Genomic DNA, 16,961 nt, shown 5'->3' with positions numbered 1-16,961 from the left:
ACGCCGAAGGCAGCCATCCCCAGAGATCTTATCGAAGATTCGAGAGGGTAGTTTCGCCGTCAGACGGCGACTGCTCGCAGCCAAGCAGCGTCAATCTGAAACGAACCATCCGGCTCAATCTCGAAATGTGCGTGCGTTGCCGCCGATGCTTTCGCTTGGATGGATCTGATCGCGGAAGTCGCCTCGGGCGAGGTGTTCATCCGCGCTGTCCAAGCCGCGAAATCCATACGCAAGCGCCAGCTCTGCACCTCGACCATCGCGAAGCCAGCTTGTTCCAAGGCCACGCCCCATTCAGCGACTCGATAGTCACGGGCGTGTGACGGATCGCGAAGAAGCTCAACTGCCTGGAGGTGCGTATCGAGCGCGGCGGCAGGCGGCGACACGATGTCAATGAATACCGCCACACAGCCCGGTTTGATCACACGCCGCGCCTCGCGCAGCCCAGCGACCAGATCGGGCCAATGATGCGCCGAGAAGCGGCTGACGATCAGGTCGAAGTGCGCCGCATCGAATGGTAGCCGTTCCACCGACGCGACATGACCACGGATGTTAGACAATGCGCGCCGCCGGGCTTCGCCTTCAACCACGGAGACCATCTCTGCCGAAAGGTCGCAGGCTACAACCTCGGTCGCGGGGGGCACCAGCGCATAGGCCGCGTGGCCGCCGCCAGTGCCCAGGTCGAGCACGCGCATACCCGGAGACGCCGCCGACAGGCTCGCCAAGCGCTCGAGATCGGCGCCTTGCGAATGGACCGTGCTGGCAACGTAGGCTGCCGCCTGCGGGCCGAACTGGGCGTCGGTCAGATCGTGATGGCTGCGGATCATCGCTGGGCCTCCTTTCGGCTGTACGTTGCGGTCGCGTGGCCTTCCGCCAGGACGTGATGCTTCATTGCGGCAAGCATCGTCTCGCCCGTGAAGCCCTCCGCTAAATCCAGCTTTGCGACGTCGAGCGCGAACACACGCACGACGTATCGGTGCGCCTTCTTGTCGTTGCGAGGCGGGCACGGCCCATCATAGCCGCCGTAGGGGCCAGCCTTATCAGGGGCGGCGGCAAAGAAACGGGCGTAGATGTTAGCTCCGCGGGTTCCATATTCGGTCCGGCCTAGTGGCTTACCGCCCTGGACCAGTCCGTTGCTGTCGGCGCCAGGAGCGATCGAGCGAACCCGTTCCGGTATGTCGGCGAGCACCCAATGATCGACAGCGATCCGCGGCGCCTCGCTCTCGATGACCTCGCCCGGCTTGTCGATACGACTGAAGTCGGCGGGTACATCGATGTCCCGCATGAGCAGGGCATAGGATCGCGTGCCCGCCGGCCCGGCCGACCACGTCACGCCAGGATTGATGTTGGCTTCGGCCGAGCCGGGCGGTGGGCAGAAAGCCTGACCATCGGCAAGACGGCCATCGGCCGCAGTGCCTTTGAGAGAGACCACCAAGCTAGTCTCGGATCGCGCCGGAAAAGGTAGCCAAGTCGCCGCCGCGAGAATTGCTGAAATTATGTAGCGTTGCATGGCCGTTCCGAGTCCGTTTGACCCTGTTGACGCTACGCTCGCTCGGCATATCGCGGCGGCCCGTACCGATCATTGATGGGCCGTAAACGATCAGGTCGCCGCAACCGTCCTTTTTGCTCGCGCCTCGGATGGACGCTCACCGAAGAGCCGTCGATACCGTGTCGCGAAGTGCGAGCGCGAGGTCATGCCCGTCGCCGCCAGCGTGTCCGCGACGTTGGCGCCCCGCTCAGTCAGTAGGACATGTGCAGCCGCCATGCGCTCGGCCGACACCAGCTTGGCGAAGCTCAGCCCCTCACGTCGAAGTTTGCGACGTAGCGTCGCTTCCGAGCAGCCCAGAAGGCTCGCCGCTTCCGCCGCCGTCCAGGGATGGTGCAGCCGATGAGCCAGGAGCCCTCGAAGCGTGTCACCAAGCGGCCTATCAGCATATTTCGGCGTCAGCGCGATGACGCCTCGTTCCGCCAGGACGAGGACGACCTCAAGGACGCGGTGCTGGCGTAGAGTCGATGACTGGGGCGTACCTACCGCCTCGTCGCGCCCGAAGGCGTGAATGAGCGCTTCGGTAAGGTCTACGTCCACGACGAGGCGCCTGCTTGCTGGCGCGGTCGAACCGACGAATTGCGGCCAACGCCGCGCGGCCTCGATCAGGATCGGGCGGGGAAGTTGTACGAAAAGCGCCCGGTAGAAGCCCGATCGGCTATCGGGGACGTTTGTTACATCTATCGGGACGCCCGCATTCGCCACGAATGCATCACCGGCATGATAGGCGTACTCGTGGATGCCGACCCGCACATCCTTCCTGCCTTCAAGCACGACGACCAATCCATCTGTCGGAAGCGTGAGATCAGCGAACCGTTCCTGCTCGCGCGCCACAAACGCTGAACAGGGAGGCGCGTCGGGGTGTCCGTCCATGACGCGGGTATCGCGTACCGCCATCGGCAGCAAACGCTTCCAGGCATTATCCTCACGATGGTTACCCTGCGTCATGAGCCCATTTCCGTTGCTTTGAGCTCTCCAATAAGAGGCTCGGTCGTGATCATGAACGTCCAACTCCTCCCCCGGCTGACGGCCCATTCGTAAGCCTTGGCGCAATACTTCCCGTAACGGAGGCTCGGCCTGGGACCAAGCGACGACGGCGGCGTCGAAAGGAAACCTAGAGCCCTTTCCGATCTGATTGGATCAATCAGATCGGATAAAAAGGGCTCTAATTCAAAAGTTTAGAGCATTTTTTGATCCGATAACCGTTTCACACTTATCGGAAAATGCTCTAGGACGACGAGTTCCATTGCCTTTCTTAGCCAAGATCACCTCTGCTCAGAGCCGAGCGAGGTAGTTGCTCGCTCGGTAGAGAAGGGCCGCAGCTGAACAGCATTGCGGCGACGACGGCCGATCCGATGCGCGTTGTGGGATCTCCGCGGCTCGGCCGCCGCAAGTCCATTTACATTGGAGCGGCTCCGACTGGCCGATCAGTTGGCTACGCGCCTCGCCGCTTCCGGCAGCTTTGAGTGCCGATTGAGTGAGTCATCGACTTGGCAAAAGCGAGTCATCTTCGGTGGCCGCGAAGACTCAAATCGGTGGCTGACTACACTTGGCTGTCGATCCAACAGCGGTGGAGCGTCTTGGCGTATCGTCGATATGCTGAGCTGCATCTGTCTTGGCGCCCTCGCGCCGCCCCTGGCGACGCATGGCGACGATCAAGGCTGGAATTATCGCGTCGGACAGTCATAAATCCATTTCGTGATGCGTCACACGAAATCGCTTGACCGTTTGGCCATTTCGTGAGACGACACACGAATGAACTCGAGAAACGACATCTTCGCGCGCTGGGAGCCCCGTAGGTTCGGGGCGGCCGAAGCTGAGCGCATCACGGGGGTTAGCCAGCACGTGCAGCGTGATTGGCGCCGTCGAAAAATCATCGGCCGAAAGGAAGAGGCCGGGCGGGTTCAATACGATCCCGTGGACTTGGCGGCCTTGGCCTTGATCCAGGTCTTGAGCCGGACCGGCCTGCCCCTAGAGCCCGACATTAACGTGCTGCACTGGGGAAAGCTCGCCATCACCAACGCGGCGCTCCGTGTTGATGGCGCGATCGAATACGCGCCGAGCGTCCCGCGTGCGCTAATTGAATCCACCCCAGAATACTTCCACCTCGAAAATCCTCCGAAACTGATGCTGGTCACGAATTTCGCGGCGGGGCCTGAGGGGATCGCGTTTGAATTCATGGAAGATATTCGAGATCTCACGTCGCTGTTGTCGGGCAGGGGTCTCGCCTCCGAGGATTCGTTCTCGGTCATCAATTTCGAGGCGATTGGCAGCAAGCTCGCGCGATCGGCGGCCTGCCCACTGTTCGACGTGCTGGAGCTTTCCCCTCGGCTGGGGGCGGGTGCTTGAAACGCGCCTGCCCGTTCATCGCGAGTTCGGGGCGGCCTTCGTTCAAAACGACACCACGTCCGCGCGGGCCGTTCCCATCCGTGGGGACGAATACCGGATTCAGATCCCATGCCAGGAAAGGGCGTCGGTGACTTCGAGTTTGACCTTCATGACCTTCACCCAGGTGATGGCGGCCTTGCAGATCAGCGACAAGACGCTGCGCACGCTCATCCTGACCGGTCAGCTACCGGCGACCAAGGTCGGAGCCCAGTGGCGCTTTCGTTCCGACGATTTCGAGAATTTCGGGAGGCATGATTGGCCCTCTATAAACGCGGCGACGTCTGGCACTACAGCTTCACGCTCAAGGGGTGGCGCTATCGCGGCTCGACCCATTGCCGCCGCAAAAGCGACGCGCTCCTCGTCGAAGAGCGCGAACGGCGCCATGCCGAGCTGGGCGGCTTATCGCGCGACAAGGAAGACTGGAGTCTAGAGGCCGTTTCGGACCTGTTTTTCACCGCCCGAGGCGCCGACAAGAAGTCCGCCGCTGATATCGCCGCGCGGCTAGAGACGACAGTGCGGCTCATTGGCCCCAACATGCTCGTTACCGAGATTAGCCCGAAAGTCATCCAGGCGGCGATCCAGGCCCGACGGTTGGAGCCTTCCAGGCGAGGGCGGCCACTTTCGAACGCAACGATCAATCGCGATCTGATCGACCAGACCCTGCGGCCGATGCTGCGCTTCGCCGCGCACAATCTCGAAATCCCCATCAAGCAGATCGTATGGCGCGAACTGCGCCTTCCCGAGCCGCGGGGCAGAACGCGGACTTTCAAGGCCCAGGAGCTGGCCGCCTGGCGCGCCAACCTGCCCGCATGGCATCGGCCGGTCTTCGATTTCTTCGTTCGCTACGGCGTCCGCTTGGGTGAAGCTTTCTTCCATTGCGACGCCGTGGATCTGGAGCGCGGCGAGGTCGTGCTTCGAACGCGTAAGGCCGGCGACGACCATGTTCTGCCACTCCTGCCCGAGGACGTTTCAGACCTCGCGGCCCGGATCGGCCGAGCGCGCGCGGCAGGGATCGACACGCCGTGGCTTCGGCAAATGAAGGACGGGAGCCTGCGTCCCATTACCTACGGCGGCTTTGCGTGGGCCTCCCGCAAGGCGCTCGACAAGGCTGGGATCGAGGACGCGCGACCCGCGCACGACCTGCGCCACCATGCCGCCACCGAGATCACGCGACGCGGTGGCCTGAAGGCTGCCCAGGTCGTCCTTGGCCATGCCTCGATCATCTCGACACAGCGTTACGCCCACCCCAATCGCGCCGACACGCTCGCCGCGCTCGGTCACAAAATCGACCACAGTGACGAAACTCAAGAAAAGAAAGTCAACGAAAACAGATGACTAATGCCATGCTCGAGCGGTTTTTAAGTCCGGCGCGTCTACCGATTCCGCCGCGTCCCCATGTGCAAGCAAGGCCTTGCATGCCCGTAATTCTTGCGTCGAGTTTGTTTGAAGGCGGTGAGGCGTGGGCTCGACCTTCGAGCGGCGGGACGGTGAGCAATCAGGCTCGCTAAGCCGCCGGTGAAGGAGGCCGGGCGCGGTCCGTGTCATTTGGCAAGCGGGGCTGCCGAAGGGGTGGGGGCGGAGGCCCTTCCTCCTCGCCGTTCTTGGCTGGGAAAGAAGGGCCGCCTTCTTCAGGGCTTTTGCGTCGCGCGCTGACGATCGAGCGCGCGCGCTTGGCTGTCGGTCACTTCGTAGTTCGTCGCCCCTGTGGAGGCGTTCGTCGCCGCGAGTTCAGCCGATACCGCGCCGGAACCGCGAGCGACCCGGTTCTGCAGCCAGTCGATATACAGCAGGCGATCCGCGGCGGTCATGCCCACGTCGAAAGTCGGGCCTACGCCTGGGACGCGGGCGACGCCCACGGCCGCCAGGGTCTTGCCCCCGCCCTCGACGACAACGGTCTCGTAGTAGTGCTTGGCCTGCTCCCAGCGGCCGGTGCGCAGGTAGCCAGTGGCGAGGTTGAAGCGGTTCTTGATCGACGGATCTTTCTCGACCGCGCGCTTCAACTCGTTCGTTGCGAGCCAGTCGTTGCCGCGTTCCATGCGGCTCAGTGGCTTATCCAGCTGCTCGTAGGGAGCTAAGGTAGTTGCAGTAGACGTCAAGTCTTGGGCCGAAGAGGGTGCGCTAGCGAAAATCAAGACAATGCTAGCGGCGGCGGGGATGGCCATGGATTTGTAAATTTTCATGCTGTTGATGCTCCGGTTTGGATTTTCGGATTCAAATCCAATTTCGAGTTATATTTTCCCGCCTATTTGAGTCGAAGGTAGTATTGTCTTCCTGGGATAGATTCATCGTTATTTATGCGGCAATTGTTTTGTGGATTTTATATATTGTCGCATTTTCCTATTATGATTGATTGTCCAGGGCTGCCGTAAAAAGTGTCACGGGCGTTCAAAGATTGATCAATTTTTTCGTGACCAATTCTATTAACTCCATTTAAAAGTGCAATCGGGTCTTCCTCAAAATGAGTTTCGATTTGATCTCCCGGGAAAGCGACTGTTGGGCTCAATCTGAGGTGGTTACCGGCTGGGCTCGACGCCGGATGCACGCGTGCTAGCGTCCCTCTTTGGTCAAACGAGGGGAGGGTCCGATGCTTAGGGCGATCAAGGGCGCGGCTTTGGCGACGGCGACGGCGACGGCGGCGATGGCGGGGCTTGCGATAGGCGGCGCGGCCGGGGCGGTCGAGGTCACGGCGGTCAGCGCCGCGCGGCTTCTGGATGTGTCGTCGGGCAAGTATGTCGACAAGCCTCTGGTGATCGTCACCGACGGGCGGATCACGGCGGTGGGCAAGAAGGGCGATCCCGTTCCCAAGGGCGCGAAGTTGATTGACCTGCCCGCCGCGACCCTGCTGCCCGGCTTGATCGACATGCACGTCCACCTCGACAGCCTGGCCGAGATCGGCGGCTACAACAGCCTGCAGTACGGCGATCGCTTCTGGAGCGTGGTGCAGACCGCCAACGCCAAGAAGACCCTGGAGGCGGGTTTCACCACCGTTCGCAATGTCGGCGCGGCCGACTATGACGACGTGGGCCTGCGCGAGGCCATCGACGCGGGCTATGTCCCCGGTCCGCGCGTGGTGACGGCGGCCATCTCGTTCGGCGCCACCGGCGGCCATTGCGACTCGACCTTCTTCCCGCCGTCGATGGACCAGAAGAACCCGCTCAACAGCGACAGTCCCGAAGAGGCGCGCAAGGCCGTTCGGACGCTGAAGAAGTACGGCGCCCAGGTCATCAAGATCTGCGCCACAGGCGGGGTCTTCTCGCGCGGCAACGAGCCCGGCCAGCAGCAGCTGACCTATGAGGAGATGAAGGCCGTCGTGGACGAGGCGCACATGGCCGGCCTCAAGGTCGCCGCGCACGCCCATGGCGCTTCGGGCATCCGCGAGGCTGTGCGGGCCGGGGTGGACACCATCGAGCACGCCAGCCTGGTCGACGACGAGGGCATCAAGCTGGCGGTCCAGAAGGGCGCCTACTTCTCGATGGACATCTACAACACCGACTACACCCAGGCCGAGGGCAAGAAGAACGGCGTCCTGGAGGACAATCTGCGCAAGGACCGCGACATCGGCGAGATCCAGCGTCAGAACTTCAAGAAGGCGCTGCTGGCCGGGGTGAAGATGGTCTACGGCACCGACGCTGGCATCTACCCGCACGGCGACAACGCCAAGCAGTTCGCGGTCATGGTCCGCTATGGCGCCTCGCCGCTGCAGGCGATCCAGTCGGCGACGATCACCGCCGCCGAAGCTCTGGGCCACAGCAAGGACCTGGGCCAGGTCTCGACGGGGCGCTACGGCGACATCATCGCGGTGGCGGGCGATCCGCTGACGGACGTCACGGTGCTGGAAAAGCCGGTCTTCGTGATGAAGGGCGGGGCGGTGTACCGGCGACCCTAGGTCGGGATTTCTGACAAGACGTCGGGGCGCGAGGCGAGGGCTCTCTCGGGGCTCCGCGCCAATATGCCGCGCCGGTTCAGCGGTTTGGCGCGCCTCGACCGGATCGCTCGCTTGCCTCGCTGATGGCAAGGTCGACGGCCGTGGAGACGCCGTCATGAGTAGAACAACCGCCCATCGCGCTTTCCGGCGGACGATGAACCTGATCGCCGGGGGTAAGCCCCTGGCGCTGGCGCTGAAAGCCATCGTCCAGGCGGTGGAGGCCGAGGATCCTGAGATCCTCTGCAGCATCCTGCTGCTGGACGCGGATCGCCGTCGTCTGGTCATGGGCGCCGCGCCCAGCCTGCCCGACTTCTACAACCAGGCCATCGAGGGGGTGGAGATCGGCCCCTCGGTTGGCTCGTGCGGAACGGCGGCCTATCTCGGGCGCCGGGTGACCGTCGACGATATCCAGACCAATCCGCTTTGGGCGGACTTCCGGGAGTTGGCGGCCGAGGCCGGCCTGGCGGCCTGCTGGTCGGAGCCGATCCGCGCGCTGGACGACGCGGTGGTCGGCACCTTCGCCATTTATCACCGCCAGGTCAGCAAGCCGAACAGGGAGGACATCGCGTTCATCGAGGCGGCCGCGCAACTGGCGGCGATCGCCATCGACCGTCGACGCGCCGAGGAGGAACTGGCGGCCAGCGAACTTCGCGCCCGGCTTGCGGCCGAACAGGCGATGGAGACGGCGCGGAACCTGTCGAGCTTCTTCGACGTGTCGGCCGACCTGCTCTGCATCCGCGACATGGAGGGGCGCTTCGTCAAGGTGAACCGAGCCTGGGAGGCGGTTCTTGGCCACCCGGTCGAGCTGCTTGAGGGCGCCGATCTTCTGCCTCTGCTGCACCCCGACGACCTGTCGAGCACGCGCGCGCTCATGGAGCAAGCCGACGAGGATGGCGAGGTCAACGGCTTCGTGAACCGCTATCGGCGCGCCGATGGGTCCTACTGCCAGCTGGAATGGCGGGCGCGGCGCTGCGGCGACTTGGTGTTTGGCGTGGCGCGCGACGTCACCGAACGCCTGCGGATCGAGGCCGAGATGGCCGAGGCTCGGCGCGCGGCGGAGACGGCCAACAAGGCCAAGAGCGACTTCCTGGCCAATATGAGCCACGAAATCCGCACGCCGCTGAACGGGGTCATCGGCATCGCCGCTGCCCTCGGCGAGACAGCTCTGAGCTCGCGCCAGGCGGAGATGGTCGACCTGATCCGGCGGTCCGGCGAGACCCTGGAGAGGCTGGTCTCCGACATCCTGGACGTCTCCAAGATCGAGGCCGGACAGATGACCATCCAGGCGCAAGCCTTCGACCTGGACGCGGTGCTCGATGGCCTGCTGGACGTCACCCGGCTGCGGGCCAAGGAGAAGGGTGTTGGACTTTGCGTCGAGCGGAGCCCGACTTCCCGCGGCGGTTTCCTGGGCGACAGCGTGCGGATAGGTCAGGTGCTGAGCAACCTGCTGTCCAACGCCGTGAAGTTCACCGATCGGGGCGAGGTCACCGTTCGTATCGAGGTCGAGGACCAGGACGGCGACCAAGCCTCGCGTCTGTACGTCGAGGTCGAAGATACCGGCGTCGGTTTTGATGCGGCCAAGGTCGAGATGATCTTCCAGCGCTTCAGCCAGGCCGACAGCACGATCACGCGCCGGTTTGGCGGATCGGGCCTGGGTCTATCGATCAGCAAGGCTCTGGTTGAAATGATGGGCGGGCAGATCACGGCGCGGTCCGAGCCAGGCTCGGGCAGCCTGTTCCGGGTTGTGCTGCCGCTGCACCGAACCGAGGCGGAAGTCGCCATCGACGTCGATCCCAGCTTGCCGGGCGTCCAGGCCAAAGGTCTGAGGGTGCTGCTGGCCGAGGATCATCCGATCAATCAGCGCGTGGTGCAGCTGATGCTCGAGCCCTGCGGGGCCGCCGTGACGGTGGTGGAGAACGGGGCCCAGGCGGTCGAGGCTGTGGCTGCACGGCCCTACGATGTGGTTCTGATGGACATGCAGATGCCGGTCATGGACGGCTTGGCGGCCACCCGCGCGATCCGAGCCCGCGAGGCTGGAGGGCGGCGCACGCCGATCATCATGCTCAGCGCCAACGCGATGGCGGGCCACCGCCAGGACGCCCTGATGGCCGGGGCGGACCTGCATGTCGCCAAGCCGGTCACGGTCGCGGCTCTGCTGGACGGGATCGGTCAGGTGATGGCGGCCGATACGCGTCGCGCGGGCTGATGGCGGTGGTTTTTCTTCACCTTTGCCGGCTGAACGCCTAAATCGAGCGGCCTGCGGCCTTGGGCCGCCGAAACCCCGTTTGGACTTGGCCGCGTGATCACCTTTAAGGACGTCTCCAAAACCTACGCTAAAGGCGGCCACCCGGCGCTCAGCGCCGTGTCGCTGTCCGTCGCCGCCGGAGAGGTGTTCGGCGTGATCGGCGCCTCGGGCGCAGGCAAGTCGACCCTGATCCGGCTGATCAACGGCCTGGAAACCCCAAGCGGCGGCCAGGTGATCGTCGACGGCGACGACGTGGCGGCCCTGGGCGTCGAGGGTCTGCGGGCGCTGCGCCGCCGGGTCGGGATGATCTTCCAGCACTTCAACCTGCTGTCAGGCAAGACGGTCGCCCAGAACGTCGCCTTTCCGCTGAAGCTGGCCGGCCGTCCCGCCGCCGAGGTCAAAGCGCGCACGGCCGAGCTGCTGGAACGGGTGGGCCTTATCGCACATGCCGACAAGTATCCGGCCCAGTTGTCGGGCGGCCAGAAGCAGCGCGTCGGCATCGCCCGGGCTCTCGCGACCGGTCCCAAGGTGCTGCTGTGCGACGAGGCCACCAGCGCGCTGGATCCCGAAACCACCGAGCAGATCCTGGACCTGATCTCGGGCCTGAACCGGGAGCTTGGCCTCACCATCGTGCTGATTACCCACGAGATGGACGTCGTCCGCCGCGTCTGCGACCGCGTCGCCGTGCTGGAAGCCGGCCGCGTGGTGGAAGAGGGCGCGGTCGAGGACGTCTTCCTGCATCCGGTCAGCGACACCGCCCGCCGCTTCGTGCGCGAGGCGGACGGCGAGATTGTCACGGCGCCGGGCGTCGGCGGCCGCCTGGTGCGCCTGACCTTTAAGGGCGAGGCGACCTACAAGCCGGTGCTGGGCGAGGTCGCCCGCGTCACCGGCGTCGACTATTCGATCCTGGGCGGGCGCATCCATCGCCTACGCGAGACGCCCTATGGCCAGTTGACCCTGGCCCTGACCGGCGGCGACGTCGCCGCCGCGATCAAGAGTTTCGAGGCGTCCGGCGTCCGCGTCGACGACCTGACCGGGGAGGCCGCCCGATGAGCGCTGGAACCTTCGACTTCGCCAATGTCGACTGGAGCGAGATCGGCCAAGCGACGCTGGACACCCTGGCCATGCTGGGCGGCTCGATGGTGCTGACCATCGCCCTGGGCCTGCCGCTGGGCGTGATCCTGTTCCTGACCGGCAAGGGCCAGATGCTGGAGAACCGTCTGGCCAACGGCGCGCTGTCGCTGCTGGTCAACATCCTGCGCTCGGTGCCGTTCGTGATCCTGCTGATCGTGATGATCCCGCTGACCGTGGCCCTGGTCGGCACCTCGCTGGGCGTGGCCGGCGCGATCCCGCCGCTGGTCGCGGGCGCGGCTCCGTTCTTTGCCCGCCTGGTCGAGACCGCCCTGCGCGAGGTCGACAAGGGCGTGGTCGAGGCCAGCTTCGCCATGGGCGCCAAGCGTCGTCAGGTGGTGCTGGGCGCGCTGCTGCCCGAGGCCCTGCCGGGCCTGATCGCGGCGGCGACCGTCACCGCCATCGCGCTGGTGGGCTACACCGCCATGGCCGGCGTCGTCGGCGCGGGCGGCCTGGGCGATCTGGCTGTGCGCTTCGGTTATCAGCGCTTCCAGACCGACGTGATGATCGTGACCGTGGTGCTGATGCTGGTGCTGGTGCAGATCCTGCAGATGGTCGGCGACGCGGTGGTGCGCCGCGTTTCGCACCGCTAAAACTGTCGTCCCGGCCAAGCGCGGAGCGCGCCGAGCCGGGACCGTCGGAAGCGCCGCGCTCGTGGTGGTCCCGGGTCTACGCTTCGCTCCGCCCGGGATGACACGAAAAAGACTATGACCGAGACCATCGACCTCCACTGGGATTCCGTGCTCGCCGCCAGCTTGATTGGCAAGACCCTGCTGATGAACCTGACCTTCCTCGACGACGACGGCGAGGTGGTCGAGCGCCAGCAGTTCTTCGGCGTGGTGATCGACGCCGACGAAGGGGAGGGGATCACCCTGGACCTGCTGGGTGAGCACGACGGCGACACCTACACGCTGCCGCCTCAGACCTCGGCCATCAAGGCGGCGGAGGCCGGTGTCATCAGCCTGGCCGGCGACAAGCCCGATTTCGTGGCCAGTTGGATCATCCACGGGCCGCCGGATGTCGCCAACGACCTTGATGATGAGGCCGATCAGGCCTGATCGAATGGGAACGGCAGCCGGCCGGCCTTGAACAGGATGTCGGGGTTCTCGTCGTAGTCGCCCAGTTCGACATCGGCGCTGGCCGAGAAGGCGACGACCCCCTCGCGTAGAGGCGCCAGCCGTTCGGCCTTGCGACGCGCCTCTTCGGCCGTCTTGCAGCCGATCTGCTGCTCGGCCTTCAGGCCCTTGCCGCGCCCGGCGACATAGGCTTGCACGATGTGGACGGTTTCCTTGGCCATCCCCATCCAAGCGGCCTGTTCGTGGGCGGCGTCAAGCGCTGTCCGGGCAAAGCCGGCGGACCTCGACGGGGCCTCAGGAAATCTGATTTCCTCCGACCGCCGTATCAGGGCAAAAGCCTACCCGTTCGATCGCCTTATGGAGCCGTTCATGGTCGCCCGCCGCGCTGTTCTCGTTTTCGGTCTCGCCGCCCTGGCGGTCTCCGGCATGACGCTCGCCGCGTGCGGCTCCAAGACGCCTAAGGCCAGCGACGCCAACACCCTGACCATCGCCGCCACGGCCATCCCCCACGCCGAAGTGCTGGAGTTCATCAAGCCCAAGCTGGCGGCCGAGGGACTGAACCTCGAGATCAAGGTCTTCAACGACTACGTCCAGCCCAACGTCCAGGTCGCCGAGAAGCGCATCGACGTCAGCTACTTCCAGACCCTCCCGTATCTGGAGACCTTCAACCGCGACAAGGGGACCAACCTGATCCCCATCGTGGGCGTCCACGTCGAGCCGATCGGGACCTATTCGGCCAAGTGGAAGTCGCTCGCCGAGGTTCCGAACGGCGCCACGATCGCCATCCCTAACGACGCCAGCACCGAGGGCCGGGCCCTGATCCTGCTGGCCAAGAACGGCGTCATCGGCCTGAAGGACCCGACCAACGCTCTGTCGAACCTGAAGGACATCACCAGCAATCCGAAGAACCTGAAGTTCAAGGAGTTGGAGGCGCCGTCCCTGCCGCGCGTGCTGAATCAGGTGGATCTCGCGGTGATCAACACCAACTACGCCCTCGACGCCAAGCTGAACCCCGCCAAGGACGCCCTGATCATCGAGGACAAGACCAGCCCCTATGTGAACTACCTGGTCGGCCGTCCGGACAACAAGGACGACCCGCGCGTGAAGAAGCTGGCCGCCGCGCTTACCTCGCCCGAGGTGAAGGCCTTCATCGAGAAGCAGTATTCGGGCGCGGTGGTGCCGGCGTTCTGAGGGGCTACGACAAAGATGCTCCCCCGCGATGCGGGGGAGCTGTCGCGGAGCGACTGACGGGGCAAGCGCTGCTTAGCCCGAGCTAGCCCCCTCCGGCCCTCTGGGCCACCTCCCCCGCGTCGCGGGGGAGGATCTAACCGCTAGTCACCCCTAACATTTCACTCTACCTATCAGCGTCCGTACGCCTCGGAGACCCCATGGCCTCGCCCTCGCTGAAATCGTCCGGCAATCGCACCCTGGTGCTGGATGTCGCCAATTCCTCAGGGCTGGAGGACTGGTCGCCAGACCTGCAGAAGACCAAGGTCTATGAGCGCATCCTGCTGGACCTGATCCTGGGGGAGCTGGCGGCCGGGTCGCGGCTGGACGAGCAGTCACTGGCCGCGCGTTACGAGGCGGGTCTGGCGGGCGTTCGCGACGCCCTGGGGCGCTTGGCGCTGGAGGGGCTGGTCATGCGCCGCGCCCGCTCGGGCACCACGGTCGCGCCGCTGGACCTGGTCGAGCTCCGCCAAGGCTATGAGGCGAGGGTGCTGATCGAGCCGCACTGCGCGGCGCTGGCCGCCCGCAACGCCTCCAAGGCCGACGCCCAGGCGATGTACGACGTCTTCGCGGACGGAGAAGAGGCCGCCCGCACCTGCGACCTGCCGGCCCTGGTGGCGATGGACCTGCGCTTCCACGCCCTGGTCGCGCGGGGCTCGGGCAATCTCGCCCTGGCCCGCATCCTGATTCCGCTACAGCACAAGGCCGCTCGGTTCTGGGTGTTCTCGTTCAACGGCGCCACCGAGCAGGAGCTGCTGGATGAGATCGAGGAGCACCGCCAGGTCGCCCGCGTGATCGCCGGCGGCGACGTCGAGGCCTCCCGCGCGGCGATGTTGCGCATCCTCAATGTCCAGCCCGAGGCGCAGACGCGACCCCACGTCGGCGCGACCTGAAGGCCCCTGCGTCACCTGCGGCTTTCAAGTCACACGGTCTTCGCAATCTAAACTAAAATGTCAGAAGGCATTTTGACGAAGATCAAGCCATCCCCAGATATCGGTCCGTAACCGCCGAGCTTCGGCGTGAGGATCTTGTGCGATGCCCTCTCGAACCCTGCTGCTGTCCGCAAGCCTGCTGGCGCTCTCCGCCGTCGCCGCGCGCGCCGAGATCCAGGTCGCCGACCAGGTCGACGCGGTGGTGATCGTGGCGCGCGACAAGGCGGGCCTTCTGGAGAAGGCGCCCAGCCGCACGGTCTTCGGGATCGACAAGCCGCTGATCGAGACGCCGCGCTCGGCCAGCCTGATCAGCGACCTGACGCTGGAGCGCTACGGCGTCGAGACCCTGGATGACGCCACCAAGGTCGCGCCGGGGACCCACACCGCCAGCTTCTACGGCGTGCCCGGATCGCTGAACATTCGCGGGGCGTTGGCCGAGAACTACTTCCGCGGCTTCAAGCGGGTGGAGAACCGAGGGACCTATTCAACCCCGATCGGCGGCGCGGCGCGGATCGAAATCCTTCGCGGGCCGCCGACGCCGGTCTATGGCGCGGGCAAGGTCGGGGGTCTGGTCAACTTCATCCCAAAGTCCGCCCGCGACGAGGGGCGCTTTCTGGCCGCGCCAGAACGGGAGATCGCCGTCACCTTCGGCAGCTACAACAAGAAGCTGATCACCGGCCAGTTCGGCGCGCCGATCACGTTGGGGCCGGTTCAGGGCGGCGTCTATGTCTATGGCGAGGCCGAGGACAGCCACAGCTACTACAAGGGGATCTATCCGCGTCACCAGACGCTGGAGGTCTCGGCCGACTTCGACCTCGGCAACGGCTGGAGCACGGCCTTCGGCGGCATGGCCTTCCACAGCGACGGCGATGTGCAGACGCCGGGCTGGAACCGCCTAACGCAAGACCTGATCGACAACCGGACCTACATCACGGGGCGTGATGCGACGCTTCGGGACACCGACGGCAACGGCAAGATCACGCCCAGTGAGATCGGCGCCTATCCCTACGCCAGCGCCCTCTATCTGCCGTACTACGGCTACCCGACCACGGACGCCGTCCACACGCTGGACGTCGGGGTCGGAACCACCAAGCTGGACCGCCGCACGGTCTATATCAGCCCCGCCGACTTCTCGAAGACCAACACCCAGACCCTGTACTTCGACCTCGCTAAGGACCTGGGCGGAGATCGGTCGCTGACGCTGCAGCTGTTCCACGACCGCCAGGACAACAAGCGCTTCGTCTCGTACGGCTATCCCTCGGCCGTCGACGCTAAGGTCAGTGAGGTCCGTCTGACCTACGCCTTCCCCACCGAGTTCGGCCCCGTGCGCGCGCGCACCCTGACGGGCGTGTCGCACCGGTGGTTCGAAGGGCGGCGGCGCGAGAGCTATAATAGCGGCCTGATCGCGCTGGACCGTCGCGACATCAGCTATGGCGCCACCGCGACCGACACGATCGACAGCCCGTTCGACGACGAGCCCGGCGGGATCGGCGTGCGCTGGGAGAACGACAACCGCTCGACCTGGAAGCAGACCGGCGCCTTCGTCACCTCCGACATCGTCGCCGGGCGCTGGAATCTGGTGCTGGGCGGTCGCTGGGACCGGTATTCGGTCGAGAGCCAGGACACCGGCTTCCTCAGCTATACGGTCGCGGGCCGTCAGTCGGCCGACCGTGACAAGGCCACCTGGAGCGCCAGCCTGACCTACAAGCTGCCGGCCGGCCTGATGCCCTACGCCAGCTACGCCAAGGCTTCGGCGCTGGAGATGAGCCAGGGCGGCGACATCGCACCGGGCCTGGTCGCCGACGGCTCCTGGCTGTCCAGCTCAGACCTCTCCGAGGCCGGGGTGAAGTTCCAGCTGCTGCGCGGGACCCTGATCGGCTCCCTGGCCGCCTATCGCCAGACCCGCACCCAGATCGCTGGCGCGATCTCGCCGCCGACCGTGCAAGGGTTGCGGTCCAAGGGCGTGGAGCTGGAAGTCCGCTGGCTGGCTTCCGAGCGGCTGTCCTTCACCTTCGCTGGCAATAACCAGCGCACGACGGTGAAGGGTCCCGATGCGTCGTTCCAGTACATCCCGGCCTACACGGCTGGCATCCCGGGCGCGCAAGGCTACGGCGGCTCTTACGTCGTCTGGAGCTTTGCCAGCCTGCCAGGGCGCGGCGGCGACTACGCCTATACGCTGATCCCCAAGTCGGTGCTCAGCCTGTATGGGACCTATACCAGCAAGGATCATGACTGGGGACGCGCGGGCGCGACGCTCGGCGTCAGCCATGTGGGCCGCACCGCCGGCACGGTCCAGAACGCGGTGCACTATCCCAGCTATGACCTGGTCAACGCGTCGGCGTTCGTCGCCCGCGGGCCTTACACGGTGTCGATCAATGTCGATAACCTGTTCGACACGTTCTATGTCACACCTGACGCCGACACCTACGCCAACCTGGGCGCCCTGCCGGGCAAGGGACGCGAGTGGCGTGCCACCTTGAAGCGGACGTTCTGA

At 65.1% G+C, this 16,961-nt stretch carries 15 protein-coding genes; 10 read left to right on the top strand and 5 right to left on the bottom strand.

The window, feature by feature from the left end; all coding sequences use genetic code 11:
* Positions 1 to 59 precede the first annotated feature (59 nt).
* The 3 genes from CSW59_RS00270 to CSW59_RS00260 form a co-directional block, all read right to left on the bottom strand.
* Complete coding sequence (locus CSW59_RS00270; RefSeq protein ID WP_099442157.1) at positions 60 to 824, bottom strand: class I SAM-dependent methyltransferase; 765 nt, start codon at positions 822 to 824, stop codon at positions 60 to 62.
* A complete protein-coding gene (locus tag CSW59_RS00265) occupies positions 821 to 1,429 on the bottom strand; it encodes a YbhB/YbcL family Raf kinase inhibitor-like protein (RefSeq protein ID WP_236632125.1) in 609 nt (202 codons plus the stop codon). The genes CSW59_RS00270 and CSW59_RS00265 overlap by 4 nt, the downstream gene beginning before the upstream one ends.
* Positions 1,430 to 1,597: 168 nt before the next feature.
* Positions 1,598 to 2,491: an AraC family transcriptional regulator gene (locus tag CSW59_RS00260; protein ID WP_161494996.1), complete on the bottom strand. Its 894-nt coding sequence runs from the start codon at positions 2,489 to 2,491 to the stop codon at positions 1,598 to 1,600.
* Positions 2,492 to 3,298: 807 nt separating this feature from the next.
* On the opposite strand from CSW59_RS00260, the gene CSW59_RS00255 reads away from it, so the two are divergent.
* A complete protein-coding gene (locus tag CSW59_RS00255) occupies positions 3,299 to 3,892 on the top strand; it encodes a MerR family transcriptional regulator (RefSeq protein ID WP_099442154.1) in 594 nt (197 codons plus the stop codon).
* Between the two features lie 294 nt (positions 3,893 to 4,186).
* Positions 4,187 to 5,266: a tyrosine-type recombinase/integrase gene (locus CSW59_RS00245; RefSeq protein WP_161494995.1), complete on the top strand. Its 1,080-nt coding sequence runs from the start codon at positions 4,187 to 4,189 to the stop codon at positions 5,264 to 5,266.
* Positions 5,267 to 5,559: 293 nt separating this feature from the next.
* Here CSW59_RS00245 and CSW59_RS00240 read toward each other — a convergent pair whose 3' ends face one another.
* Positions 5,560 to 5,967 carry a hypothetical protein gene (locus CSW59_RS00240; RefSeq protein WP_099442151.1) on the bottom strand — a complete coding sequence of 136 codons (408 nt, stop codon included), beginning with the start codon at positions 5,965 to 5,967 and terminating at the stop codon, positions 5,560 to 5,562.
* Positions 5,968 to 6,515: 548 nt separating this feature from the next.
* On the opposite strand from CSW59_RS00240, the gene CSW59_RS00235 reads away from it, so the two are divergent.
* From CSW59_RS00235 to CSW59_RS00215, 5 genes are all read left to right on the top strand, one after another.
* Positions 6,516 to 7,817 (top strand): amidohydrolase family protein, encoded by a 1,302-nt coding sequence (locus CSW59_RS00235; RefSeq protein WP_099442150.1) that lies wholly within the window; start codon positions 6,516 to 6,518, stop codon positions 7,815 to 7,817.
* Between the two features lie 154 nt (positions 7,818 to 7,971).
* On the top strand, positions 7,972 to 10,062 hold the full coding sequence (locus CSW59_RS00230) for an ATP-binding protein (protein ID WP_099442149.1): 2,091 nt from the start codon (positions 7,972 to 7,974) through the stop codon (positions 10,060 to 10,062).
* 93 nt (positions 10,063 to 10,155) lie between these two features.
* Positions 10,156 to 11,154, top strand: coding sequence for a methionine ABC transporter ATP-binding protein (locus CSW59_RS00225; RefSeq protein ID WP_099442148.1), 999 nt, complete (start codon positions 10,156 to 10,158; stop codon positions 11,152 to 11,154).
* A complete protein-coding gene (locus CSW59_RS00220) occupies positions 11,151 to 11,825 on the top strand; it encodes a methionine ABC transporter permease (protein ID WP_099442147.1) in 675 nt (224 codons plus the stop codon). The genes CSW59_RS00225 and CSW59_RS00220 overlap by 4 nt, the downstream gene beginning before the upstream one ends.
* 114 nt (positions 11,826 to 11,939) lie before the next feature.
* The gene (locus tag CSW59_RS00215) at positions 11,940 to 12,290 is read left to right on the top strand and encodes a hypothetical protein (protein ID WP_099442146.1); all 351 of its coding nucleotides are present in this window, start codon (positions 11,940 to 11,942) and stop codon (positions 12,288 to 12,290) included.
* On the opposite strand, the gene CSW59_RS00210 is transcribed toward CSW59_RS00215, so the two are convergent.
* Entirely contained in the window at positions 12,281 to 12,529 is a 249-nt protein-coding gene (locus CSW59_RS00210; protein WP_082769639.1) for a hypothetical protein, read from the bottom strand. The two genes, CSW59_RS00215 and CSW59_RS00210, sit on opposite strands and share 10 nt — an antisense overlap.
* 136 nt (positions 12,530 to 12,665) lie before the next feature.
* On the opposite strand from CSW59_RS00210, the gene CSW59_RS00205 reads away from it, so the two are divergent.
* The 3 genes from CSW59_RS00205 to CSW59_RS00195 all read left to right on the top strand — a co-directional run bounded on the left by CSW59_RS00205 (position 12,666) and on the right by CSW59_RS00195 (position 16,961).
* Positions 12,666 to 13,499: a MetQ/NlpA family ABC transporter substrate-binding protein gene (locus CSW59_RS00205; RefSeq protein WP_201722679.1), complete on the top strand. Its 834-nt coding sequence runs from the start codon at positions 12,666 to 12,668 to the stop codon at positions 13,497 to 13,499.
* Positions 13,500 to 13,696: 197 nt separating this feature from the next.
* Positions 13,697 to 14,428 carry a GntR family transcriptional regulator gene (locus CSW59_RS00200; protein WP_099442145.1) on the top strand — a complete coding sequence of 244 codons (732 nt, stop codon included), beginning with the start codon at positions 13,697 to 13,699 and terminating at the stop codon, positions 14,426 to 14,428.
* Between the two features lie 142 nt (positions 14,429 to 14,570).
* Entirely contained in the window at positions 14,571 to 16,961 is a 2,391-nt protein-coding gene (locus CSW59_RS00195; RefSeq protein ID WP_099442144.1) for a TonB-dependent siderophore receptor, read from the top strand.

The organism is Caulobacter sp. BP25, from assembly GCF_002737755.1.
In the GTDB taxonomy this organism is placed as follows: Bacteria; Pseudomonadota; Alphaproteobacteria; order Caulobacterales; family Caulobacteraceae; genus Caulobacter.
The sequence above is the reverse complement of the archived record's forward strand: the minus strand, read 5'-3'. Positions and strand labels throughout refer to the sequence as shown.

Bases quoted from the DNA above. Each gene is read 5' to 3' on its own strand.
- CSW59_RS00200 (WP_099442145.1), top strand. From the start codon at position 13,697: ATGGCCTCGCCCTCGCTGAAATCGTCCGGCAATCGCACCCTGGTGCTG.
- CSW59_RS00235 (WP_099442150.1), top strand. From the start codon at position 6,516: ATGCTTAGGGCGATCAAGGGCGCGGCTTTGGCGACGGCGACGGCGACG.
- CSW59_RS00215 (WP_099442146.1), top strand. From the start codon at position 11,940: ATGACCGAGACCATCGACCTCCACTGGGATTCCGTGCTCGCCGCCAGC.
- CSW59_RS00255 (WP_099442154.1), top strand. From the start codon at position 3,299: ATGAACTCGAGAAACGACATCTTCGCGCGCTGGGAGCCCCGTAGGTTC.
- CSW59_RS00270 (WP_099442157.1), bottom strand. From the start codon at position 824: ATGATCCGCAGCCATCACGATCTGACCGACGCCCAGTTCGGCCCGCAG.
- CSW59_RS00260 (WP_161494996.1), bottom strand. From the start codon at position 2,491: ATGACGCAGGGTAACCATCGTGAGGATAATGCCTGGAAGCGTTTGCTG.
- CSW59_RS00230 (WP_099442149.1), top strand. From the start codon at position 7,972: ATGAGTAGAACAACCGCCCATCGCGCTTTCCGGCGGACGATGAACCTG.
- CSW59_RS00220 (WP_099442147.1), top strand. From the start codon at position 11,151: ATGAGCGCTGGAACCTTCGACTTCGCCAATGTCGACTGGAGCGAGATC.
- CSW59_RS00195 (WP_099442144.1), top strand. From the start codon at position 14,571: ATGCCCTCTCGAACCCTGCTGCTGTCCGCAAGCCTGCTGGCGCTCTCC.
- CSW59_RS00240 (WP_099442151.1), bottom strand. From the start codon at position 5,967: ATGGAACGCGGCAACGACTGGCTCGCAACGAACGAGTTGAAGCGCGCG.
- CSW59_RS00210 (WP_082769639.1), bottom strand. From the start codon at position 12,529: ATGGCCAAGGAAACCGTCCACATCGTGCAAGCCTATGTCGCCGGGCGC.
- CSW59_RS00205 (WP_201722679.1), top strand. From the start codon at position 12,666: ATGGAGCCGTTCATGGTCGCCCGCCGCGCTGTTCTCGTTTTCGGTCTC.